This window comes from Bradyrhizobium sp. MI1.7, from assembly GCF_055811795.1.
Genome location: NZ_JBVVPO010000013.1, coordinates 99,734 through 123,114, shown reverse-complemented (window position 1 = coordinate 123,114; position 23,381 = coordinate 99,734). Strand labels below are relative to the sequence as shown.

Genomic DNA, 23,381 nt, shown 5'->3' with positions numbered 1-23,381 from the left:
TGCGCAGGGAGGACGATTCAGGGCGCCGTAACGCACCGTCGCACAATTATCATCGTGCATGACAACGTCCCTCGCTGACCGAAAGCTGAACCATGTGTGGAATTGCTGGCGCCTTCGCATACCGTGCCGAGGCGCCCCCCATCGACAAAGCCGAGCTGCTGCGCGTGCGTGACGCGATGCTCGCGCGCGGTCCGGATGCCGCCGGCCTGTGGATGGCCGCCGACGGGCGCGTCGGCTTCGGACATCGCCGCCTGGCCATCATCGACCTGAGCGAGGGCGGCGCGCAGCCCATGCTTGACCCCGAAACCGGCAATTGGATCTGCTTCAACGGCGAGATCTACAATCACCAGCAGTTGCGCGCCCGGTTGCACCACGACGGCGTCGCGACGCGAACTCAATCGGACACCGAAGTGTTGCTCAAGCTCTACGCCCAGCGTGGCGAAGAGATGTTCTCCGACCTTCGCGGCATGTATGCCTTCGCAATCTGGGACGCGCGTCGGCGCGAGTTGCTGCTGGCCCGGGACCCGTTCGGCATCAAGCCTCTGTACGTGGCCGACGACGGCGCCACCATTCGCTTCGCGTCCCAGGTCAAGCCGTTGCTGCAAGCCCCGGTGGACCGGAGGCCCGAACCGGCGGGCCACGCCGGCTTCCTGCTGTGGGGGTCGGTACCCGAGCCATACACCCTGTACCGCGGCATCCGCGCGCTGCCGCCTGGGCACTGGCAGCGCTTCAGCGCCGCGGGCGCCGGACGGCCGGTCCGGTTTGCAAGCATCGTGGATGCGTTGGGTCGCCTGCCCACGGCCTCCGGCGCCCGCACCGACGACGCACTTGATCAGATCGCCGCAGCGGTCAGGGACAGCGTCGCCGCGCACATGGTGGCGGACGTGCCTGTTGGCGTCTTCCTTTCGGCGGGATTGGATTCAACCATGCTCGCGGCCTGTGCGGCGAGTGCCGGCGAGTTGCGCACGCTGACCCTGGGCTTCAACGAGTATGCCGACGGCCCCAACGACGAGGCCGGACTGGCCGACGAGGTCGCCGGCCTGCTCCACGCAAAGCATGCGCTGCATCGGATTTCAGCCCGCGACTTCGAGTGCGACCGGCAGCACCTGATCGACGCGATGGATCAACCCTCGATCGACGGCATCAACGTCTGGTTCGTCTCCAAGGCTGCGGCCGCGCAAGGCCTGAAGGTTGCAATCTCGGGGCTCGGCGGCGACGAGCTGTTCGGCTCTTACCCGAGCTTCCGGCAGGTACCGCGCCTGGTGAGCCTGATGCGGCGCGCACCGGTCGGCGCGCGAACCGGGCTGCTGCTGCGGCATCTGGCCCAACCTTTCGCCTCGGCACTGCCGTCGCCCAAATATGCGGGACTCGCCGAATACGGCCACAGCCTGTCGGGGGCATATCTGTTGCGGCGAGCACTCCACATGCCGTGGGAGCTCGCGCAGCTGATGGACCCGGCCATGGCCAGAGATGGCCTGGAGGAGCTCGCGACTATGAACCGCCTCGATGCCAGTACCGAGGGCCTGGAGAGCGACCGGCTGGCGGTCTCCGCTCTCGAGATGCAGTGGTACATGCGCAACCAGTTGCTGCGCGACGCCGACTGGGCGGGTATGGCGCATTCGCTCGAAATCCGCGTGCCCCTGGTCGATCTGCAACTGCTGCAACACTTCGTGGAACTTCCGGATTTCGATGCGAACAGCGAAAAGCGCACCATCGTCAGGCGCGTCGCGCCCGAATTGCCGGAAGGCGTGCTGAACCGGCCCAAGACCGGCTTTGCGGTGCCGATCCATCAGTGGCTCAATCCGGGCGCGAGCAGCGGCGTCACGCGGCATCGAGACTGGGCGATGACGCTGTATCGACATTTTGCCGCAGCCTGAGGAGACACCAGTGAGGCTGCTTCACGTCATTTCCTCCGCCGATCCCAGCAATGGCGGGCCCATCGAGGGCGTGCGCCAGCGCGGCTTGCGACTGCTGGAGATGGGCCATCAGGTCGAAGTAGCGTGTCTGGATGATCCCAGGGCGCCTCATCTGGAATCCTTTCCGTTACCCGTGCATGCACTCGGGCCGCCGCGCGGCAGCTATCATTTCTCGACGTCGCTCCAGCCATGGCTGCGCGCCCACGCCGGCGGTTATGACGCAGTCATTGTGAACGGTATCTGGCAGTACCACAGCTTTGCCGTTTGGCAGGTCATGCGCGAGCTGAGGCAGCCCTACGTCGTGTTCACGCACGGCATGCTTGATCCGTGGTTCAAGCAGAACTATCCGCTCAAGCATCTGAAGAAGTGCCTCTACTGGCCCTGGGCCGAATACCGGGTTCTGCGCGACGCTGCGGCTGTGCTGTTCACGAGCGAGGATGAGCGGTTGCTTGCGCGCCGCTCGTTTTGGCCCTACCGGGCGCAGGAGGTCGTGGTGTCCTACGGCACGCGATTGCCGCCGCAGGACGGATCCCCGCTACGAGAGGCTTTCCTTGCCGCCCATCCCGAGTTGCGCGGCAAGCGGGTGTTGCTCTTTCTCGGGCGGCTGCACGCCAAGAAGGGCTGCGATCTGCTTGTCGAGGCATTCGCCCACGTGGCGGCCGAGGAGCCTCGCCTGCATCTGCTGATGGCCGGGCCGGACCAGACCGGCTGGGTCGCTCAGCTCAAGGCCCGGACCCGCGCCTTGGGCGTGGCCGATCGCATCTCATGGCCCGGCATGTTGCAGGGCGACGCCAAATGGGGCGCGTTCCACAGCAGCGAGGCCTTCGTGCTGCCCTCCCATCAAGAGAACTTCGGCATCTCGGTCGCCGAGGCCCTGGGTTGCGGCCTGTCCGTGCTGATTTCTGACAAGGTCAATATATGGCGCGAGGTTCAAGCGGCCGGCGCAGGTCTAGTCGCCGAAGATTCGCTGCCGGGCACACTCAAAAACCTGCGCGCATGGCTGGCCATGTCTCCGGAAGACCGGGCGGCCATGGGCCGACGGACCCACGACCTGTTCGCGGATCGGTTCAGTGTTGACCGGATGGCGACGGCACTGATCGATGTCGTGCGTGCGGTGCAAGCCTCTCCGCGCTCGTGACGCGAGAACCCGGTATTTGGCGAAGTTCGGACGACCGGATCGAGGTCTGAGTTCGTCGATGACCCCGCCGTAGCATGTCGCGATCTTTCGTCATCTGGAACGTGTGACCCGGACCGCCGCCGCGCCATAACCGGCAGCGACAATGCAGCCTCGCAACAACCTGCGACGCTTGGCCTCGCCGCCGCGATCCGCGTCCTGGCCTGATCTCGGACTGCCGCCCGTGCGGAGCCAGGCTTCTCATCGCCGTATGTTGCACCGATCGACTTAATTCCCGGGATCGCCGTGCCACGCCGCCCCTTGTTACTTGTCGTATCGTTATTACGATAACGTCACACAAGAAATGATATCAGACCTAACAATACGCAGGAGGGCGCACGCCGCTGTCGGTCCTATCCAGGATCGTCTCGGACTCGGCTTCACCCCCAAGACACGCTCCCGCCTGCAGGCGCCACGACCGAACCCGTAACCGGATCGGCGGGCTGGGATTTGTCGCGGCCGGTCGAAGCCCCTTTCGCTTCGACCGAAAATGAGGACGGTCATGCGGGTGTTGGTGATAGGGATAAATTATGCTCCCGATCTGATCGGCGTGGCGAAATACAACACCGAATTCTGCGAGAGTCTCGCCAGTTGGGGTCACGAGGTTCGCGTCGTCACGGCCCCGCCCTATTACCCCGACTGGAGCATCCCACCGGGATATCGTTCGAGATGGTATCGCCATCAACGTCTGAACGATGTGGACGTCATTCGGGCGCCGATCTACGTGCCGAGCCGGCCCTCGGGTCTCAAGCGACTGCTTCACCACACCTCCTTCATGCTTTCGGCAGCCGTTCCCGTTCTGTCGAGCGCGCTCTGGTGGCGCCCCGATATCGTCTTCGTGGTGGCGCCATCCCTGCTTTCCGCGCCCATGGCGGCATTGGCCGCCAGGATGACCGGCGCATCCTCCTGGGTTCATGTTCAGGACCTCGAAGTCGACGCAGCCTTCGAGGTCGGGCTGCTCCGCAGCGGCGTCACGCGCAAGCTGATGCGTACGGTCGAACGATGGATACTGCGTTCATTCGACCGTGTTTCGACCATCTCGATACAGATGGTACGCCGCCTCGAGCACAAGGGCATCGTGCCTACCAGACTACGCGAGTTCCGGAACTGGATCGATACCAGCATCGTCGTGCCGGGAAGCAATCAAACGCAGCTCCGCTCGGAGCTGCAGCTGGCGCCGACCGATATCGTGGCGCTCTACTCGGGAGCCATGTCGAACAAGCAGGGGCTTGAGCTGATCATCGAAGCCGCCGCAGCATTGAAGGACAGCCAGCCCTCGGTAAAGTTCGTTCTCTGCGGAAATGGCCCGGTCAAACCGGCATTGGTGCAAATGGCTGCCGGTCTGCACAACGTCCGCTTCCTTGATCTCCAGCCGCTCGATCGGGTCTCGGAGCTGCTCAGCACCGCCGACATTCAGCTCTTGCCGCAAAAGGCCGAGATATCCGACCTGGTTCTGCCGTCCAAGCTGGCCGGCATGCTCGCATCCGGCCGACCGCTCATCGCGATGACCGAGCCTGGTACGGGGATCGCGTCCGAGGTGGAAGGTGCTGGCCTCGTCATCGCTCCGGGCGACGCTGGCGCGCTTGCCGCGGCTGTCACGATTCTGGCCGAAGACGAGGCACTGCGGGATCGCCTCGGTGCCGTCGCGCGCGCACGCGCCGAACAGAAATGGGATCGCATCTCGATCATCCGTTCGCTCGAACACGAATTCATGTCCCTTCCGCAACGGACCGCCACACCTGCTCCGCGCACCGCGCCATTGGCGACGCCGGTTCGCTCGATCGAACATGTCACGACGGGCAGCCGCCGCCGGCCAGAGACGTCAGGGTGGCCGCCCTCAAGAGAGCCCTTGCGTCCGCGAGCCAGGGGCGTCGGCTCTGAACACTAGCAAGACTGGACGGGGATCAGTACCGATGACTTCCGCGCTGCCCAAAGGAGAAAGCATCTCCGCTCGGATGGAATCCGTTGAGGGCCATTCAACAGGCTTCGACTACCTCAGGATACTTCTCTCTACGGCCGTCCTCTTCATCCACAGCAAGACGTTTACGCTCGGCGCAGATGTCCAGACCTTCAAGTCGCTGGTTGACTCGACGGTCCGCGTCGGCATGTTTTCCATGGCGCAGCCCCCGATCTACCAGCCAATTCTCTGGGCAGTGGTGCCGGCTTTCTTCGCCCTTAGCGGATTCCTTGTTTCAGGAAGTCTGCATCGTTCAAAGACGACAATCGGCTTTCTGTTGCTGAGAGTGCTGCGTATTATCCCGGCGCTTTGTGTCGAGTCGCTTCTCGCAATGCTGGTGCTCGGTCCGCTCGTGACCAGCTTCACCTTGGCCGCGTATTTCAGTGATCCCCTGTTTCGGGCATATCCTCTCAATATCATCGGCGATATCCAATATTATCTGCCTGGTGTCTTTCTCAACAACCCTGTGCCGCGGGTCGTGAATCTGCAGCTCTGGACCATTCCGGCGGAGATGTACTGCTACGCAATCCTCGCTACCCTGCTCGTCCTGCAGCTCGCACACCTGCGCCGGACCGTTCCGCTCGTCACCGTGGCGACGTTCATCTGCTTGCTGGGAATGCAGGCACTGGGAATTCATGCGCCGGCGGACTGGTCTGCAGGCGACGGGAGAGTGCAGATCGAGACTCTCGTCCTCGCGTTCTTGATCGGCGTGTCCTTGTTCGAGCTCAAGGACAAGGTTCCGCTGCGAGCTGACCTTTTCGCTCTTTCGGTCGTGCTTTCCTACGCCCTGCTCTGGGGAGGAGCGCTGCAATATCTGGCGATGATCCCGATCGCCTACGCCACCGTCTTCGTCGGACTTTCCAACTTCCGCGAGACGTTCGTCAATCGGACGGGCGACTATTCCTACGGAGTGTACCTGTATGGACTACCGGTACAGCAGCTCCTCGTCTACCTCTTTCCTGAGAACCGGAACTGGCTGCTCAGCTTTGCCATGGCTTATGTCCTCAGCCTGGTGTTCGCGGCGCTGTCCTGGCATCTCGTCGAATCGAAGGTCCTGGCGAAGAAGAGGGTTATCGTCGCTGCTGCCGAAAATTTCCTGAGGCCTTTGTCATTCCGGTTGCCATGGGGGCCTGCAGCCAAGCCAGTCTCCGCTCCCCCCATCGCGATGGTGCCGAAACCGGCCGACTTGAGCTGATATCACAGGACTACAAGATCGGGGCTCGGCCGTCCAGGCTCGTCCCTCAGGGACGCAGATAGCGATATCCGACATAGAGCCCAACCAGATTCAAGACGACCTCTCCCGCCACGAAAGCATAGACACCAAGCATCGAAACCAGCAAGTAACTGACCAGCATTCCCGCCGCCGAGCCGATCGCCAGAGCTCCGGCGGCGAGGCCATACGCGCCCGTCGCAGCCAGGGCTTGCATCATCATCAGCAACAGCGACATCGTGAATATCGTCGGCGCGAAGCCGGCGATGACAATCGCAGCCCGGTGCAAGCCAAAATCCGGCACCTGCGCAGCGATGCCGGCGACGACTGTAACCCCGACTGCAAACGTCGCCGCGCAATAGAGCGCCATTCTCTGCGCCCCGAGCATATTGCCGAGGCTCTGCTTTCCGGCTGCCGACAGTTTCTCGACGAGGCTTGGGAATTCCACCCTCAGCACGAACCCTACGATCTGGGTCGATGCCGTCACGATCTGCTTGGCGTACACGAAAAGGGCGGTCGTCTCGGCGCTGAGATAGACCGTGCTCAATACCAACTGAACGCGCATGTTGACCTGCCCCGGCAAGATCTGGAACGACAGGGCACAGCCGTCCGTCAGTGCCCTTGTCAGGCCCGCACGTGTCACCCTGTGAAATCGCGGGTACCAGCCCTTGCGCGCCAGCGTCGTCCATTGCGCGATCAACGTCACGAGATAGCCTATGGAAAAGGCGCCGCCCAGGATCGCGCCTGCTGCGGCAGCCGACTTGTGGGCCGCCAAGGCGAGGCCGGCGGCGGTGGCCAGGTAAGCCACCGATCCCGTGATTCCGCTGATGCCACTAAGTCTCAGGCCGTCGAGCAGACCAACCCCGTTGACGGCCCACAGCAGCAATCCGGGGAGCGCAAGGGCGACGTACCATCGCGAAAACTCGTCAGACGAGAGTCGCCAGACATACAGGGCTGCAGCGACACCGACGATCAAGGCCACCGTGATCCTTATCGCGCTCGTCTCGCAGAATATCCGCCATACCTCGCCGCTTGCCTCTCGACCGCTCGGCAAGCGGGCGACTGCCCGGGCGAGTGTCGTACTCGCACCGGCATCAACGAGGACGATGCCCAGAATGGCAAAGGAATAATGCGTGCCGAATGCGGCGAGAAGTTCGTACTCGCCTGCGGCTACGAGTACGGTCTGGACGATGAATATCGCCCCTTGACCGAGGCCGAACCCGGCGACCAGCAGCCCGATGTTGGCAATCTGCCTCCATTGGCCATGGACGGCTCTGACCCACCCGGCGGCGCGCATTTGTGCAAGCCGGTATCGAGACGCCGCAGGGCTCCGCGTTCCATCCGAGGCGTTGGAGCTCGCGACACTTGTTTCAAGCATGATGTTTTCCGGGGCGGGCGTCGTTACCTGAACCTACGGCTGGCAGCGCCGATGTAGACCAATGTTACACTAATTGATACCTCGCATAACCGGTCCGACGACAGCTCGCGGATCATCGCATAGCTCGCCGCTAACTTCGCCGATGTCACAGTCTTGTGCAATTCGGAACGTAAGGAGTGGGGTCGGGTCAAGCAGAGCGGGAGTTCGTCCCGGCCATCGGGCCTTTGAGGCAGTGTGCGGTTCGAGCGATGCGTGACGAGCGACGGATATTGGATCGGGCGCTGTCCTTGCATGACAAGGGGGACATCGCGGCCGCCGCCAAACTGTATCGACGCATCATCGATGCCAATCCCAATAATCTTCACGCCGTGCACTTCCTGGGCGTGGCCGAGGCAGCGGCGGGAAATATTGATCGCGCAAAACTGCTGATGACACGGTCGTTGCAGTCAAAGCCGGTCAACGTGGAGTTCATTGAGAATTACGCGGCCGTGCTCCACCGGGCCGGCGAGCATGACGAGTTGGTCCGGCTGTGCCAGCACGGACTACAATTCGCGCCGACCAGCCTGGGACTTCTGCATGGAAGCGCAGCTGGGCTGTTGGCACTGAGCCGCCATTCGGAAGCCATCGAACATCTGACACGCCTGTTGATACATCACCCCGGGCATTTTCCGGCCCACTTCATGCTGGGTTCGGCGCTGGCGAAGTCGCGCCAATATGAACTGGCACTCGCTTCGTATGACCAGGCATTGCAGTTGAACCCACAGCTCGCGGAGGCGCATCTCGATAAGGGAACGATCCACTTCGCGACCTGCCGTTACAACGACGCGCTCTCGGCCTATGACAACGCCCTCACGCTGCGGCCCGATCTTGCGGCAGCGGCACTCGGCCGCTGCTACGCCCTGATCCAGCTGGGCCGGCGCGACGAAGCTCTGGCTGCCGCGGACCACACATTGAAGCTGCAACCCGACCTCCCCGAAGCATGGGCTGGCCGCGGCAACGCGCTCCTCGATCTCGGTCGCCTCGAGGACGCTGCGGCAGCGTACGACCGTGCGCTCACCATCGGGCCGTACCTCGCGTCGGCCTGGTCCGGACACGGCAATATTCTCCTTCGATCAGGCCGTCAGCGCGATGCGGAGGTCGCGTTCGATCGCGCCATCGCTGCGGATGCCGCTTTCGCCGAGGCCTGGCTCGGGCGCGGGACTGTGTTGCTGTCCCTTGGCCGTCACCACGATGCGGCGGCGGCTCTCGACCGCGCCACAGTCCTGAATCCCGGCCTGGTGAGCGCCTGGCTGGCGAAGGGCCAGGTCGCCTATCTCGAGAAGCGTTATGACGACGCGTTGGTCGCCTGGAACAGGGCTCTCGACCTCAATCCGGATCAGTCCGCCGTGGCCGCCGCCTGTTTGCGCGTCAAGTTGCATCAATGCGATTGGACGGATTTCGAGAGTGGTTGTGCCTCGGTCAGGTCATCGGTCCGAAGCGGGAAGCTCGTCTCACCGTTCATGTTCGTCGCGATTCCGTCCACATCGGCCGAGCAGCTTCAATGCGCGCGCACGTGGGCCGAGAACAACTTTCGTCTCCAGAGTTCGCCGGTCTGGCGCGGCGAGCGCTACACTCACGACCGCATCCGCATCGGCTATCTCTCGGCGGATTTTCATCAGCACGCGACCTCGCAACTGATGGCGGGCGTCTTCGAACATCACGACAGGACGCGCTTTGAAATCACCGCCATCTCGATCGGCCCAAACGACGGCTCGGACATGCGCCGGCGGATCGAAGCCGCGTTCGAGCGCTTTGTCGACGCCAAACCGCAAAGTGACACTCAAATCGCCGAGCTTGTCAGGGCTCTGGAAGTCGACATCCTCGTCGATTTGAAAGGATATACCCAGGACGCGCGCACCGGCATCTTGGCCATGCGTCCCGCCCCGATCCAGGTCAACTATCTCGGCTTTCCCGGCACCATCGGTGCAGGCTTCATCGACTACATCGTCGCAGACCGAAACGTCATTCCCGAGCACGATTACGATTGCTACGTGGAGAAAATCGCCTGGCTTCCCGAAAGCTATCAGGCAAACGATCGCGACCGTGCAATTGCGGATCTGATGCCTGTCCGCGCCGAGCACGGCCTTCCGGATGACGCTTTCGTCTTCTGCTGCTTCAACGACAACTACAAGATCACGCCCGACGTTTTCTCATCCTGGATGCGGATTCTCGCCGCGGTGGAGAACAGCGTGTTGTGGCTGTTCGAGGACAATCCAACGGCTGCGGACAATTTGCGTCGAGAGGCGCAGGCAAGGGGCGTGGCGCCGCGTCGTCTGGTTTTCGCCCAACGGCTCCCCACCTCCGCGCACCTGGCGCGGCATCGTTGCGCGGACCTTTTCCTCGATACAGTTCCGTACGGCGCTCATACGACCGCCAGCGATGCGCTCTGGACCGGACTTCCGGTCGTGACCTGCCTCGGCGAAACATTCGCGGCGCGTGTCGGGGCGAGCTTGCTCAATGCGATCCGCCTGCCCGAACTGATCACGACGACGCCGGCGGCCTACGAACAATTGGCGATCGAACTGGCGAACGATCCCGCCAGGCTCGCGGCGCTGAGAGCGAAGCTGGCCCGCGATCGACTGACGACACCTTTGTACGACACGGAGCAATACACGCGTGATCTGGAGACGGCATACGCGGCCATGATGGAGCGGCACATGGCGGGATTGCCGCCGGACCACGTCCGGGTGCCGGGAACCACCGTCTGACAAGCGCACCCGCAAGAGGGACGATTTCCTTGAACCTGCCAGCATCTTTCGTCGATCGATCGACGACCAACCCGGGCAAGCACCGATTGACCGCTGGTGCTGCCGCAATTTTCCGCGCACGCAGCGTTTCGACGATTGCAGTTATCGGGACTTTCTGGGCGTGGTGCGGCCTCCTTTCCTTCCCCATGATTGACCTGAACCCGGACTTCGCGGACGTTCCAACTTCGTTTGCCCTGGGCGGCACGGTTCTGATCGGACAGATTACCGGAATCGCGCTGTTCATCACGACGGTGTCCTTGATGCACGCTTCGCGGGCGTTCGCCAGCCTGGGGCGATTGAGCCTCGCCCAGGTCGCGATCATTGGCATCATCTACCTGTCTGTTGTCCTACAATTGCACGATGACGAGGCGGCGACGTTCGTTGGCGTTTTTTACACCATTCTGCTCATGCTGACTGCTTTGATGCTGTCTGTCGTATGGACGCTGCCACCGGACGACATCGAAACCTGCATGAAGGTGGCATCCATCATATTTTGTCTGTTCGGCATCTCCGCGCTGGCCGTCCTGGGATTACCGCAAGGCCGCAATGTCGGGGGTATTCAACCAAATCTTTTTTCCGCACCGTTACTCGCAGGCTTCATTCTGTCGCAGTTTCACGCTGGGAAAACGGGTATCGTCGTCAGAATCCTGTGCTTCTCGATGGCCGCTCTCGTCAGCTCGCGATACGCCTTGATCGGCTGCATTTCCGCGCTTGTCGTGCATGACTTGACCTTCAATTCCCTGCGCCCGTGGAAGGTTGCCGCGGCGATCGTTGCGTTGCTGTTGTGCATATTCCTTTGGCCGCAGATTGCCACCTTTCTCGCGCTTGACGATTCAAGTCGAGATCTGTCTTCAGGATTCACAGGAAGGGATGAATACTGGTACGCGGCCCTGGCGACGATCATGGATCATCCGCTCGGCATCGGATTCAAGCGCGCATCAGCCTTTGAGGCCGGGCACAATGGCTACCTGAAGACGCTGGTGGAATTCGGAATCGTCGGGGGCGGATTGATAATCCTCTTTGTCGGCTGCGTCATTGCCGCTGCACGCGCCGAAGCAGTGCGATCAACGGGGAAGGATCGGCAGCAACGCCGCTTTGCCTGTGCCCGCTTGGGCGGATTGGTCGCCCTGGCGTTTGGGGCCTTCTTCCAACCCCAGTTGTTCAGTCTCGGCGACGCGTTCGGGGTCTCGCTCCTGTTGCTGCTGTTCAAACCCGAAATGAAGCCGGTATCCGGTCGCGCAGCAATTGCGTGAGCGCAGACCGCGCAACGATCGCGAGCTGATTTCGCCTCCACCCGAGGTCGCTTCGTTCACTTCGCGTTCTGTCGCTGCGCCGAGATGCCGAGGACCAGGCGCAACTTGCTGTTGTCGGCGCTGCCCGAGGCGGTCTGGACGACCAGACCATCGATGAACAGAAAGGGCATGCCGGCCTCCAGGTCATAGAGGAGCGGCTGAAGAGATGCTGAAGCGAGCTCGATGTTGAACGTCGCCGAGACGAAGCCGGATTTGGCGAGCGGTCCCTGGACATCGACCTGCGACGACAGCGTGTTGCCGTTCACCCGCTTGGTCGCCGCGAGCACCCGCTGGAGCAGCACGGCGCTTGCGACCGAGGCCGTCTGTCCTTCGAGGAACGCCGAGCCCGTGGGAACGCTGATATCGGCCCGGACGGCGGGCGGCGGCGTAGCACGCCGAGCCTCGAGCGTCTGAAGGATCTCCGCGGCTGACGCCGCAGCATCGCGGCTACCCAGGATCTCGATCACGGTCTGCACTGTCGTGAACGCGAACAACACCACCAGCGCCACATAGGCCGCGACCGCGGCGACCGGTAAGCGCGTGAGATATCCTTCGAACTTCTGCATGCTGATCATGTGCCCGGCCCGAATTGCGGCTTGATCCTGGTCTCGATGTGGAAGCGCTCGCCCGCCTCGTTGGCGGCGCGCGTCGTCGGTGCGAAGAAGGCTGCGCTGGCGAAATGCGGCGACTGCTCCAGGATCTGGATCAGCGACGGGGCGTCGCTGGTCAGACCCGTGATCTGGAGCTTGTCGCCCTCGATCCTCAGCTCGGTCGCATAGGTGTGGTCGGGCAAGAGGCCGGACAGCTCTTCCAGCACCATCACGGCCGACGGCATCGTCTGCTTGCGGCGCGCCAGGATTTCGAGGGGCGAGCTGCCCTGGCCGCCCTGCCCGCCGCGCGCGAGCGCGCGGCGTTCGGCGATCCGGCGCTGGGTCTGCTGCAGCTGGGCATCGTAGGAATCGGTGGCGACCCCGCCGAGCCCGACCGACAGCATCGCCAGCACGCCGGTCGTCGCGAGGACTGCGATCAGCGCAAAGCGGAGCCGGCTCGAGCCGGTTTGCCCGCCGACGCGTTGACGATAGACGGCGACCTGCTCCATCCCGGGCGCCGAGGTCGATATCTCGACGGCGGCCGCGCCTGCATCGAGGAGAGCTTGCGACAACGACGTCACCGCCGCGCGCGCCGTCGCCACCACCGTCAACTCGACATGGTCGTCGGCGATCGCCTGCGGCGGCGTCCAGTGAAACACCGCTTCCGCCGGGCTCCAGGGTGTCAGCCGATCGATCTGGGCACGAATGATGCCGTCGAGAAACTCCACTGCACGTCCCGGTAGCTCCAGCGGACGAAATACGAAGCGCGATGGCTGAAGTGCGAGGTCGACCATCGCACCCTTCATCGCCGCGGACCATTCGTCCGACAGCGGCTCGGTGATAACGCCATCGACGATGTCGATGCGACCGGGCGGCAGGTCTGCGTCCTTGCTCGTCGTCGAGGCAAGGCGCAGCGTCAGAGCGCCCTCCTCGTCCTCGCTGATCGCGATCTGCCGCGCACCGCGCGTTCGTTCGAGCCGCGCGCTCACCGTGCGTGCAACGCTGTCGATCCACAGCGACAGCGCGGCTGCGATTTGACTGGGAATACTCATCGACTCTCCCGCGGCCTTGGCCGCCCTCCTCGATCCGGATCAACTTCGTCGGTCCATGCCAGTACGCGGAAGGCCTCCTTCTCGCCCGGTCCCGGAATCCGGATTACCGCCTCGGGCGTTCTTTGCCGGCCGTCCCGTAGCGTGATCCGTATGCGCACCCGATAGGCGTCGCTCGCCGATATCGTGGCACCCGGCTGCCGCCCGCCGAGCGCGCCGATGACGAACTCTGGATTGTCGGGCGGCAGGTCCGCGCGCTGATTGAGGAAGGCGTCGAGCCTGGCCGTCGTCATGTCCGGCAGTGCCGCGATCACTTCCGGCGCAGCATCGAGCACGTTGACCTCCGCCATACCGCTGTAGACGGTCACGAAAGGCATCGCATGCTCGACCAGCTCGACCGGCAGGCCGAGCACCAGCCACAGCTCATCGGCGCTGGCGAATGGCGCTTGCCGCGGCACGTAAGTGAGGTCCGCCGCAGCATAGGCCGCCGGCTCCGTATCCCGCCCGTCCGGTCTCGGCGTGCGCCGCCAGGCGACGACGCGCGCGGCATATTCGTCGGCTGCTTCCGCCGGCGCGCCGAGCGCCCTGAACAGTCCCGCGATCATCGCACGCGGCGCCATGTTGAGATTGATCCGTGCCGATTCCGACATGTACTCGACGCGTACGGAGGCATCGGCCAGGCGGAAGCCGAAGCCGCCATGGGTCGGACGCCGCATCGTCGCAGGCGCCGACAATTGGTAGGCGGCGAGCTCGACACCGGCCGAACCCAGCATCTCCCATTGCGTCGCGGCGTCCAGCGCCGAGAGCGCATTGGCCGATTGTGCGATGTAGACCGAAGCGACAGTCGCAAGCGCGGCCAATCCCGCAAGCAGCCACAGGGTGGCGACGACGATGAACCCGTCCTGCGCTGCAAGCCTGCGTCTCAGTCGAGCGGACGGACTGGTCATTGCGTCGGCCCGTTACCGGATTGCGTCTGCGTCGCCTCCTGCTCGGTCGACGGATCCGGCCGCGGCGCGCTTGTCTCGACATGGATCCGGGCGGCGCTCGAAATCACGGTTCCGCGCTCGACATCCCTGATGTCGAAGCGGACCGACATCGGCAGCTCGCCGGAGTTGAGCCAGCGGCTGCCCCATTTGCCGTCAAGGCCGGCATAGGCGAAGCTGATGCGATATGGCAGCCGCAGCAGCACGACGGGATCGACGAACGGAATCTGGTCTGCCCTGGGATCTCCCGCCTTCAGCAGCACGAACGGCGCGCGCGTGCGCACCAGTGCCGGACCGTTTCTGTCGTTGATCTCGGAGATCCGCACGATCTCCAGACCCGGCCGACCATTCGGGCCGAGCACGGAGCGAACGAACATCACGGCCTGCTCCCCGCCGCGAAACAACGGCAGATTGTCCGACCGCGTCACGTAGTCGGCCGCCGCCAGATCGGCCGTGAGCCGGTCGAGAGCGACCGCGACCTGCTCGTTGCGCTGGGCACGGATGATGCCGCGATTCCAGCTCGGCAGCCATTGCCCGGTGACCGAAGCCAGCGCGCCCATGATCAGGCCCATCAGTGCCAGCGCAACCAGGGCTTCGAACAGCGTGAAGCCGTCTTCGGCGCGCCATTGCCGGGCGTCGGTCATCAGCTCCCGCCCCTGCTCTGCAAGCGGATCGTTTCGAACGACACGATCGCTCCGCCCGGCGCCTGCACGCGCAATTCGACACGCTGCGGAACGAACCGCGACTCCGGCACGACAGGCACATCGTCGAGGAATGGCGTCAAGCGCATCTGCCAACGGTGGCCGGCGACCCGTCCGCGCAGATCATCAAGCATCGGCGCTCCGGCGCGCGGCAAGGTGGACACCACCACGCGCGCCGCATTGACGAGGGCGGCATGCTGCTCGAGCTTCCAGGCGCCGCGCGAATTGGTCGCGACCAACGTTCCGATCGCAGCGAGCACGATCGTCACCAGTGCGAGCGCCACGACGGCCTCGATCATGGTGAAGCCGGCTTCGCGCCGGCGGCTAGAGGACTTCCTGCGCGACAATGTCCACGCCTCCCGTCAGCCAATTCACGCGCACCTCGATGGCGTTGCCGAGACGTGTCAGGCGGATCGTGCCGCCGCATGACATGCCGCTGGCGAAAAAACTGATGGTCGAGAACGCCGGCCGGCCGTTGCAGCGTTGCGGCAGCAGCGCGTCGAACACCACGTCCTGCGGCACCTGGATGATCCAGGGGCCCGAACCCGACCTCACGGTACGTGCCCGCGCGTCCACAACGGCGCTGACCGCGCCGTAGCGCGACAGCGCGGCATTGCGGTCGGCCTTGAGCAGGGCCGCAACCTCGATCGCATAAGCCTCGAGCCGCGGCCGCGAGGTCTGCGACGGAAAGCGCGGCAGCAGCACGGCCGCGAGCATAGCGACGATGGCCAGCACGCAGACCATTTCGAGCAGCGTGAAGCCGGCCTCGCCCGTATCAGTTCGCTCCGGAGACGAGATCGGCCGACGTTCCCGTTCCACCCTCCTGCCCGTCGGAGCCGAGCGAGCGAATTTCGTAGGGCGCGCGTTCCGCCGGCTGCTTGTAGACATAAGGATTGCCCCATGGGTCGTTGGGAACGTTGCCGCCCTTTAAATACGGGCCATTCCAGGACGCCACGCCGCTCACGGCATGAGCGAGGGCGCCGAGTCCTTCCGAGCTGGTCGGGAAGCGGCCGGCGTCGAGGTAGAACAGGTCGAGCGCGCTGCTGAAACTCTGGATCTGTATCTTGGCCGCCTTGACGCGGGATTCGCTGAGATAGTTCAGCACCCGCGGGCCGACCAGCGCCATGATCATGCCGATGATGGTGATGACGACCAGCATCTCCACCAGCGTAAAGCCTTCCTCGCCGCGACGCCGGCGCCGCCGCCTCGGCGCAGGGAACAGCGCCTTCCTAGACACGCGGATCATGCGAAACCCTCCCCTTCTCAACCGACAACTTGCGTCACTGACAACAGCGCCGTCATGACCGACACGATCAGGCCGCCGACCACGACGCTGATGAGGATGATCGCGGCAGGCCCGATGATGGCGACGACGCGATCGAGCTGCCGTTGCAGCTTTTCCTCGTAGAACTCCGCGACCCGGCCCGACAGCGTCGGCAACTGCCCGGTCTCCTCGCCGAGCCGCAGCATCCGCACCGCGACGGGCGGCAGCACGGCCGAAGCAGCCAGCGCCTCGGCGAGCCTGCCGCCATGGCGCACGCGGTCGGCCATCGCCGCCCAGGCCTGCACGTTGCCGGTCGCATTCATGATGTCGATCAGGATGCGAAGCGTCGCCGTCAGCGTCACGCCGCTGCCGAGCAGAATACCGAGATTGCGCGAGAACAGCGCGGCGCGGTGGAATTCGACCACGGTCGAGATGACAGGCAGCCGCGCGATCTGCGTGACGATGCTGGCGCGGACCGATGGCCTGCGCCACGCCAGCCAGCCGCCGATGACGGCGATGGCAACCACGGCGCCGACCTCGAAGCCGTGACCGCGCAGGATGTCCGACAGCGTCAGGAACACCTCGATGACGGGATCGGTCTTGGCGTTGAAGTCGCGCAACACCGCCGAAAACTGCGGAAGCACGAACGTGACGAAGAAGATCAGCACGCCACCGGCCGCGAGCAGCACGAAGGCAGGATATTGCAGGGCGCCGGTCACCTTGCGGCGCAGAGCCTCCGCGCGCGTGCGCTCGGTCCCGATCGTCTCCAGAATGTGGTCCAGCGTGCCCGACATCTCGCCGACTCTGACCAGGGCGACATACATGGGCGGAAACAGCGTCGGCTCGCGCGCAAGCGCTTCGGCAAAGCTCTCGCCGGACATGATCGCGGTCTTGATGGTATTGACGACCGGACGAAGCCGGCTGACGTCCATATCGCCTGCGAGCAGTTCGAGCGCATCATTCAACCGGGCACCGGCCTTCAGGAGCAGAGCAAGGTCGCGCGTGAAGATCGTGACATCCGCGGGCCCCGGCTTCGACAACGTCAACGACGCCAGCGAGAGCGACCAGCCCTTGGCTTCCTCCGCGGGCCCGGCATCGATCGCGACTAGGCCGAGATATTCGATGCGTTGGGACACTTCGGCGAGGTTGGCCGCCGTGATCGAGCCGGAGACCACCTCTCCCTTCTGCGTCAGCGCACGATAGCGAAAATTCGGCATCTCGTCACCGCACGGTGGTCACGCGCAGGATCTCCGCCGCCGAGGTCATGCCCGACAGGCATTTGGCGAGGCCATCCTCGATCATGGTCGTCATGCCGTTGCGGATGGCCACCTTGTCGATGGATTCCCAGTCGGACTGTTCCTCGACCAGCGCGCGGACTTCCTCGTTCATCTCGAGCACCTCGAACACACCGATACGGCCGCGATAGCCGACATTGCCGCAGCGCTCGCAGCCGACGGGTTCGAAGATGACATTGCCGACGGACAGACCGACCGCCGTGTAGCGCGGATCGGCCTCGACGTCGGCATGGGTCAGCGGCCGGCTGCTCTTGCAGCGGTCACAGAGCTGCCGGACCAGGCGCTGCGCGATCACCGCGCGCAAGGTCGAGCGCAGCAGGAACGCCTCGACGCCGAGATCAAGCAGGCGCGGCACGGCGGCCGCCGCCGTCTCGGTGTGCAGCGTGGTCAGCACGAGATGGCCGGTGAGCGCTGCGTGGATCGCGACATGAGCGGTCTCGGAGTCGCGGACTTCGCCGACCATGATGACGTCGGGGTCCTGGCGCACGAAGGAGCGCAGCGCGGTGGCGAAGGTCAGGCCGATCGAGGGCTTGGCCTGCGACTGGGAGATGCCGGGGATCTCGTATTCGACGGGATCCTCGATGGTCAGGATTTTTCGGGTCGGCTCGTTGAGCAGCGACAGCACCGTCGCGAGCGTCGTGGTCTTGCCGCTGCCGGTCGGGCCGGTGACGATGATCATGCCGTGCGGCAGTGCCAGCATGCGCCGCAATTTGCCCTGGTCGCCGGCCAGGAAGCCGAGCTTGTCGATCGACAGCAAAGCGCGGTCCCGCGGCAGCAGGCGGATGACGGCGGACTCGCCATGCTGCGTCGGCATGATCGCGACGCGCACGTCGATTTCCGAACGCGCCGCCCGCACCCGCGCGCCGCCGTCCTGCGGCAACCGGCGCTCGGCGATGTTCAGTCCCGCCAGGATCTTGATGCGCGAGATCACCGCCGCCGGGGGCACGCCGTTCGGTGTCGCGACATTGCGCAACAGCCCATCGACGCGCATCCGTATCACCAGCGAGGTGCGGCCGGGCTCGATATGGATATCGCTGGCGCGCAGCTCGACGGCGGTCTCGAACATGTCGTTGACGGCGCGAACGACCGGCGCGCCGCTGGCAAGGTCGCGCAGATTGTCGATGTCGTCATCCTGCGCCGTGGCATTGACGGCGGTCTCGGCGCTCGCGCTCTCCTCCTCGCCGAGACGCTGGTCGAGCACGGTGGCGATGTCCTCGAACGAGGCAACCTTGATGGTCGGCCCCGTGCCAAGCACGATTGCGGCCGCCTGTATGGAGGCCCGGTCCGTGGGGTCGGCCAGTACAAGTACCGGCGATCCGCCAGTGGGCTGGCACGGGAACACCGCCATTTCGCGCAGGAACCGGCGCGAAAACTGTTGCGCGCGGGATTCCGTCGCCATCATCTCCTGAAGCGTGACGCGCGGAAGCTCGAAGAACAGCGACACCTCATCGGCGAATTCGCTCGCCGACAATTCACTCATTTCCCACAGCTTACGCAGACCACCTTCGGCAGGGCGGGACCCATTCAGCCTGCCGAGTTTGTCCGCGTCCGGTTTCAGGCCAACCTTCTGGCTGAAACGAGCTACGAACTCGTGCGCATTCGGGGAAGCCATGGACGTCTACCGCAGTCACTCTGATGGCCGCAGAGCGGCGAGCGGGCCGTTTACCTTAGTTTTCCGATTGGAAATGTGACGGCATGATCGAGCGCAATATCGTCCCCGGCCAGTCACAACATGATCGAACAGAACGTCCTTGATGTCTCTGCCCAATTTCCCGTCGCATCACATTCTCACAACAAGCTCGCGTGACGGGCGCAAGGCTAACAGAATTCGTAACACACGACTGTCATACGAGAGGGTTAAGCAAGCCGCATTCGGCCCGCCCCGCCTCGACGGGAACAACAGCGGGCGGCGCGTGAGTGAGGCAGTCCAGTGAGCCGAGCAACATTCCGGATCGGCTTGGTTGTCCAATGCGCTGCCATCTGCGTATTGCTCGGATCGTGCAACACGGTGAGCGGCATCGCCGATGCCGACACCAAGGATCCGGATGTCTTCGACAAGGTCCGCTCGGTTGACCTGTTGCCGCGCTATCCGAACCAGTTGCCGCAGCGCGAACTCTCGACCGGCCCCCGCGCCAAGACCGCGATCTACGCGGCGGTTGCCAGCGACGATGCGCCAACCGCCACCTCGTCGCAGCAAGCGGCGGTCAGCACCGACCGGTTCGAGCTCAATTTCGACAATTCGCCGGTCGCATCCGTCGCCAAGATCGTGCTCGGCGACATCCTCGGCGTCGGCTACGTCATCGATCCGCGCGTCCAGGGCAATGTCAGCCTCTCCTCGGGCCGCCCGATCCCCAAATCCGACGTCGTCTTCGCGCTCGAAAACGCGCTGCGGATCGGCGGCGTCGCGCTGGTGCGCGACGATACCGGCTACCGGCTGATGCCGCAGGGCGACGCGGTCGGCGTCGGCGGTGCGGACGCCTCCGATCGCATGACACCCGGCTACGGCATAACGATCGTGCCGCTGCAATATGTCTCGGCGCAGACCGTCATCAAGCTGGTCGACAGTTTTGCCACCAAGCAGGGCATGATCCGCGCCGACACCAGCCGCAACCTGATCCTGATCCAGGGCTCCGGCAGCGAGCGCCGCAACGCGGTCGATCTCGTGCTGAGCTTCGATGCGGACTTCTTGAAGGGACAGTCGGTCGGTATCTTCCCGGTGCAGAACAGCAATCCGGGACCGATCATCGCCGAGCTCGAGAAAATCGTCGATTCCGGCGAAGGCGGCATGACGCAGAACGTGATCAAATTCCAGTCGATCGCCCGGATGAACGCGGTGCTCGCGGTGACGCGGAAGCCGGAGCTGTTGAACCGTGTCGAAACCTGGATCCGCCGCCTCGACACCACCAATACAGGCCGCTCGGCGGTCCACGTCTACCGCGTGAAGTTCGGCGACGCCCGGCAGATCGCGCGGGTGCTCAACGACGTCTTCGGTTCGAGCAGCTCTTCCGGCTCGTCCGCCTCTCAGCTCGACAGCCCGGGTGGACAGGTCGCACCAGGATCCGGCCTCGCCTCGAGCTCGAGCGGCGGCTCTGCGCTCAGCCGCCTGTCGGCCTCGCCCAATCAGTCAAGCAGCGGCTTTGGCTCGAATTCAGGCGGACGCGCCGCAAGCGCGGGTGCTTCCGACGCGTCTACCGGCAATCAGGCCGCCTACGGTTCATCATCCGCTTCGCAGGGCGGCGGCAGCCTGTTCGACAACTCCTCCACAGGACAGAATTCAGGCCGCGGCGGCGCAGGTCCCGGCAACGTTCTCGACGGTGTCCGCATCACTGCCGACAGCGTCAATAACACGCTGTTGATCTATGCGAGCCAGGAACAGTACCGGATCATCGAGCAGACCATCAAGGAGATCGACCAACCGCAGCTCCAGGTCGCCATCGACGCCACCATCGCCGAGGTGACGCTGACCGACGATCTCCAATACGGCATCCAGTCCTACATCATGAGCCGCGATGTCGGCCTGAAGCCCAACACCGGCTCGGTGGGCTTTAACGGCGCAACGTCGGTCGCCGCGGCGGCAGCCGATGTCGTGCTCCAGCGCGCCATCCCCGGCTTCAACTTCCTGGTCGGCTCGGCGCAGACGCCGCGCGCCGTGCTCAACGCGCTGCATGCGATCACCGACGTCAAGGTGCTGTCGAACCCGTCCGTGGTCGTGATCGACAACCAGGTCGCGACCCTCCAGGTCGGCGACGAGATCCCGATCCAGACCGGAAGCGCAACCGTGCTGACCGGCAACAACACCATCGCCAACACGACCGACTATCGCAGCACCGGCATCATCCTGCGCGTGGTGCCGCGGATCAATGCCAACGGCAATGTCAGGCTCGATGTCGAGCAGGAGATCTCCAATCCGGTCAGCAACTCGTCGTCAGGATCGTCCTCGACGTCGACCAACTCGCTTACGCCGACGGTGTCGACCCGCAAGGTGCGCAGCTCGGTCGCGGTCGCGAGCGGACAGACGGTCCTGCTGGCGGGCCTGATCAGCGACACCCAGACCAAGAGCCGCGCGGGCATTCCGGGCCTCGACCAGATTCCCGGCCTCGGCGAAGCCGTGTTCGGGCAGACGGACAAGCAGGTCAAGCGCACCGAGCTTATCATCTTCATCCGGCCGCAGATCATCCGCGACGGCGCCGATGCTCATTTCGTTGCCGAGGAGCTGCGCACCAAGCTGCGCGGTACGATCAACGCGATCGGGCCGAGGCCCGCGCCGACGACCTACCGCTGAGCCAGTACAAATTGCCCGAGGAGCGGTTCACATGATCAGGTCCAGCAGACTCTTGATTGCCGCCATCGTGCTGGGACTTGCCTCGACAAGCATCGCCCACGCAAATTCCCTCGGCGCCGGAACCGGCGCCTTCAACCGCGGCGACTACAATACCGCTGCCCGTCTGCTGTTGCCGCAGGCCGAGCGCGGCAATGCCCGCGCGCAAGGGATGGTCGGCTTCATGTACGCGACGGGACAAGGCCTGCCGCAGGCCTATGACGCCGCCGGCTACTGGTACAGGCTGGCCGCCGAGCAAGGCGACACCACGTCGCAATATCTGCTCGGCCTCGCCTACGACAAGGGCCAGGGCGTGCCGCAGGACGACGTCGCCGCCTACAAATGGCTGAACCTCGCGGCTGCGCATGCACCGAGGAAAACCCGCGAGAATTTTGCAAAGCTGCGCAATGCCGTCGCCTCGAAGATGAGCCGCGGCCAGATCGCGGCCGGCCAATGGCACGCGCTGCGCTGGCCCGAGGAGTCGCCGTTCTGATCGACGGCGCGGGCCGCAAGCTGCGGGGAACGCCGTCATATCATGATGTGACGGCGTAACGCCGGTCTTAACGGAAATCATACCATCACCGCCGCCGTCCCAGCCGACATCGCGCGGATCGGTACAATTTGAAGCAATCGCTTAGCCGGATCGCGAGCTGTCTCTGCCAACGTCCCCTGCACAGGGAGCGTCGGGGCACGACATGGCGGGAAATCGCAACGCAAAACAGAGACTGACGACGCTGGCGGCCGCCGGCCTTGCCGCGGCCTGCCTGTCGATGGCGCTGCCGGCCCATGCTTTCCTGGCCCGCCCCACCCTGTTTGCTGCGATCGGCGCCGCGACCAAGGCACCGTCCGGCTGGCAACAGTTCTGCGCCGAGAATGCCGAGGACTGCCGGCCCGGCGCTGATCAGGCCCGGGACGTCGTGCTCACGCCCGAACTGCTTCAGCAGCTCTACGAGACCAACAAATACGTCAATGATCGCGTCGCCTGGACCAGCGATGACGCGCTTTACGGCAAGGCCGAACGCTGGACGCTGCCGCTCGATCGCGGCGATTGCGAGGACATCGTCCTGCTCAAGCGCAAGATGCTCGCCAAGCTGGGCTGGCCGCAGGGGTCGCTCCTGATCACAACGGTCGAGGAGCCCGGTCCGGCCAAAGGTCGTCACGCCGTACTCACCGTCCGCTCCGACCGCGGCGAGATGATCCTCGACAACCAGACCCCGGAAATCCTGTTCTGGTACGAGACCAAATACCGCTACCTGTCGCGGCAAAGCGCCACCGACCCGAACGTCTGGGTGGCCTTCGGCGCCGAGCAGCCCAGGCCGCCGGCTTTTCCCGTCGAGCGTTAATTCCCCGTAGAGCGACCCTGAAGACCAGCCTCTCGGCCACGGCGCGCCGCGCGGTCGCCGGTCATGCGCGACAGTCCGCATGACCTCGCAAGACGTCCGGCGTTTCGCCGCACCTTCTTGTTCTG

The 23,381-nt window shown here is 64.3% G+C and carries 19 protein-coding genes; 9 read left to right on the top strand and 10 right to left on the bottom strand.

Features of this window, described 5'->3' with window-relative positions; genetic code table 11:
• Positions 1-92 precede the first annotated feature (92 nt).
• From asnB to AC0L3X_RS15180, 4 genes are all read left to right on the top strand, one after another.
• Complete coding sequence (gene asnB, locus AC0L3X_RS15195) at positions 93-1,877, top strand: asparagine synthase (glutamine-hydrolyzing) (protein ID WP_231144453.1); 1,785 nt, start codon at positions 93-95, stop codon at positions 1,875-1,877.
• Positions 1,878-1,887: 10 nt separating this feature from the next.
• Complete coding sequence (locus tag AC0L3X_RS15190) at positions 1,888-3,054, top strand: glycosyltransferase (protein ID WP_283018555.1); 1,167 nt, start codon at positions 1,888-1,890, stop codon at positions 3,052-3,054.
• Between the two features lie 538 nt (positions 3,055-3,592).
• The gene (locus AC0L3X_RS15185) at positions 3,593-4,978 is read left to right on the top strand and encodes a glycosyltransferase WbuB (protein WP_283018554.1); all 1,386 of its coding nucleotides are present in this window, start codon (positions 3,593-3,595) and stop codon (positions 4,976-4,978) included.
• A 25-nt stretch (positions 4,979-5,003) separates the two neighbouring features.
• On the top strand, positions 5,004-6,242 hold the full coding sequence (locus AC0L3X_RS15180) for an acyltransferase family protein (RefSeq protein WP_231144450.1): 1,239 nt from the start codon (positions 5,004-5,006) through the stop codon (positions 6,240-6,242).
• Between the two features lie 46 nt (positions 6,243-6,288).
• Here AC0L3X_RS15180 and AC0L3X_RS15175 read toward each other — a convergent pair whose 3' ends face one another.
• A complete protein-coding gene (locus AC0L3X_RS15175) occupies positions 6,289-7,635 on the bottom strand; it encodes a hypothetical protein (RefSeq protein WP_231144449.1) in 1,347 nt (448 codons plus the stop codon).
• 248 nt (positions 7,636-7,883) lie between these two features.
• On the opposite strand from AC0L3X_RS15175, the gene AC0L3X_RS15170 reads away from it, so the two are divergent.
• Positions 7,884-10,382: a tetratricopeptide repeat protein gene (locus AC0L3X_RS15170; protein WP_354099366.1), complete on the top strand. Its 2,499-nt coding sequence runs from the start codon at positions 7,884-7,886 to the stop codon at positions 10,380-10,382.
• A gap of 29 nt (positions 10,383-10,411) precedes the next feature.
• Positions 10,412-11,674, top strand: a complete 1,263-nt coding sequence (locus AC0L3X_RS15165) for an O-antigen ligase family protein (RefSeq protein ID WP_231144447.1) — start codon at positions 10,412-10,414, stop codon at positions 11,672-11,674.
• A gap of 56 nt (positions 11,675-11,730) precedes the next feature.
• Here AC0L3X_RS15165 and gspM read toward each other — a convergent pair whose 3' ends face one another.
• From gspM to AC0L3X_RS15120, 9 genes are read right to left on the bottom strand one after another with little or no spacing between them, the layout of a single operon-like run.
• Entirely contained in the window at positions 11,731-12,288 is a 558-nt protein-coding gene (gspM, locus tag AC0L3X_RS15160; protein ID WP_071915597.1) for a type II secretion system protein GspM, read from the bottom strand.
• Complete coding sequence (locus AC0L3X_RS15155) at positions 12,285-13,355, bottom strand: PilN domain-containing protein (protein WP_231144446.1); 1,071 nt, start codon at positions 13,353-13,355, stop codon at positions 12,285-12,287. The genes gspM and AC0L3X_RS15155 overlap by 4 nt, the downstream gene beginning before the upstream one ends.
• The gene (locus AC0L3X_RS15150) at positions 13,352-14,299 is read right to left on the bottom strand and encodes a type II secretion system minor pseudopilin (RefSeq protein ID WP_231144445.1); all 948 of its coding nucleotides are present in this window, start codon (positions 14,297-14,299) and stop codon (positions 13,352-13,354) included. Before AC0L3X_RS15150 ends, AC0L3X_RS15155 begins: the two co-directional genes overlap by 4 nt.
• Positions 14,296-14,979 (bottom strand): PulJ/GspJ family protein, encoded by a 684-nt coding sequence (locus AC0L3X_RS15145; RefSeq protein WP_231144444.1) that lies wholly within the window; start codon positions 14,977-14,979, stop codon positions 14,296-14,298. The genes AC0L3X_RS15150 and AC0L3X_RS15145 overlap by 4 nt, the downstream gene beginning before the upstream one ends.
• Positions 14,979-15,383 carry a prepilin-type N-terminal cleavage/methylation domain-containing protein gene (locus AC0L3X_RS15140; RefSeq protein ID WP_231144443.1) on the bottom strand — a complete coding sequence of 135 codons (405 nt, stop codon included), beginning with the start codon at positions 15,381-15,383 and terminating at the stop codon, positions 14,979-14,981. Before AC0L3X_RS15140 ends, AC0L3X_RS15145 begins: the two co-directional genes overlap by 1 nt.
• Complete coding sequence (locus AC0L3X_RS15135; RefSeq protein ID WP_354099368.1) at positions 15,361-15,855, bottom strand: prepilin-type N-terminal cleavage/methylation domain-containing protein; 495 nt, start codon at positions 15,853-15,855, stop codon at positions 15,361-15,363. The genes AC0L3X_RS15140 and AC0L3X_RS15135 overlap by 23 nt, the downstream gene beginning before the upstream one ends.
• A complete protein-coding gene (gene gspG, locus AC0L3X_RS15130; protein ID WP_231144442.1) occupies positions 15,812-16,282 on the bottom strand; it encodes a type II secretion system major pseudopilin GspG in 471 nt (156 codons plus the stop codon). Before gspG ends, AC0L3X_RS15135 begins: the two co-directional genes overlap by 44 nt.
• Before the next feature lie 17 nt (positions 16,283-16,299).
• A complete protein-coding gene (locus AC0L3X_RS15125) occupies positions 16,300-17,517 on the bottom strand; it encodes a type II secretion system F family protein (RefSeq protein WP_231144441.1) in 1,218 nt (405 codons plus the stop codon).
• 4 nt (positions 17,518-17,521) lie between these two features.
• Entirely contained in the window at positions 17,522-19,075 is a 1,554-nt protein-coding gene (locus tag AC0L3X_RS15120; RefSeq protein ID WP_231144440.1) for a GspE/PulE family protein, read from the bottom strand.
• 528 nt (positions 19,076-19,603) lie between these two features.
• Here AC0L3X_RS15120 and gspD point away from each other — a divergent pair.
• The 3 genes from gspD to AC0L3X_RS15105 all read left to right on the top strand — a co-directional run bounded on the left by gspD (position 19,604) and on the right by AC0L3X_RS15105 (position 23,256).
• On the top strand, positions 19,604-21,877 hold the full coding sequence (gene gspD / locus AC0L3X_RS15115; RefSeq protein WP_231144439.1) for a type II secretion system secretin GspD: 2,274 nt from the start codon (positions 19,604-19,606) through the stop codon (positions 21,875-21,877).
• Positions 21,878-21,908: 31 nt separating this feature from the next.
• A complete protein-coding gene (locus tag AC0L3X_RS15110; protein WP_283018551.1) occupies positions 21,909-22,406 on the top strand; it encodes a tetratricopeptide repeat protein in 498 nt (165 codons plus the stop codon).
• 202 nt (positions 22,407-22,608) lie between these two features.
• On the top strand, positions 22,609-23,256 hold the full coding sequence (locus tag AC0L3X_RS15105; RefSeq protein WP_231144437.1) for a transglutaminase-like cysteine peptidase: 648 nt from the start codon (positions 22,609-22,611) through the stop codon (positions 23,254-23,256).
• Positions 23,257-23,381: the final 125 nt, after the last annotated feature.

Coding starts and splice junctions, on each gene's coding strand:
- AC0L3X_RS15105 (WP_231144437.1), top strand. CDS start 22,609: ATGGCGGGAAATCGCAACGCAAAACAGAGACTGACGACGCTGGCGGCC.
- gspM (WP_071915597.1), bottom strand. CDS start 12,288: ATGATCAGCATGCAGAAGTTCGAAGGATATCTCACGCGCTTACCGGTC.
- AC0L3X_RS15120 (WP_231144440.1), bottom strand. CDS start 19,075: ATGAGTGAATTGTCGGCGAGCGAATTCGCCGATGAGGTGTCGCTGTTC.
- AC0L3X_RS15155 (WP_231144446.1), bottom strand. CDS start 13,355: ATGAGTATTCCCAGTCAAATCGCAGCCGCGCTGTCGCTGTGGATCGAC.
- AC0L3X_RS15175 (WP_231144449.1), bottom strand. CDS start 7,635: ATGCTTGAAACAAGTGTCGCGAGCTCCAACGCCTCGGATGGAACGCGG.
- AC0L3X_RS15185 (WP_283018554.1), top strand. CDS start 3,593: ATGCGGGTGTTGGTGATAGGGATAAATTATGCTCCCGATCTGATCGGC.
- AC0L3X_RS15150 (WP_231144445.1), bottom strand. CDS start 14,299: ATGACCAGTCCGTCCGCTCGACTGAGACGCAGGCTTGCAGCGCAGGAC.
- gspG (WP_231144442.1), bottom strand. CDS start 16,282: ATGATCCGCGTGTCTAGGAAGGCGCTGTTCCCTGCGCCGAGGCGGCGG.
- AC0L3X_RS15170 (WP_354099366.1), top strand. CDS start 7,884: ATGCGTGACGAGCGACGGATATTGGATCGGGCGCTGTCCTTGCATGAC.
- AC0L3X_RS15145 (WP_231144444.1), bottom strand. CDS start 14,979: ATGACCGACGCCCGGCAATGGCGCGCCGAAGACGGCTTCACGCTGTTC.
- AC0L3X_RS15125 (WP_231144441.1), bottom strand. CDS start 17,517: ATGCCGAATTTTCGCTATCGTGCGCTGACGCAGAAGGGAGAGGTGGTC.
- AC0L3X_RS15110 (WP_283018551.1), top strand. CDS start 21,909: ATGATCAGGTCCAGCAGACTCTTGATTGCCGCCATCGTGCTGGGACTT.
- asnB (WP_231144453.1), top strand. CDS start 93: ATGTGTGGAATTGCTGGCGCCTTCGCATACCGTGCCGAGGCGCCCCCC.
- AC0L3X_RS15180 (WP_231144450.1), top strand. CDS start 5,004: ATGACTTCCGCGCTGCCCAAAGGAGAAAGCATCTCCGCTCGGATGGAA.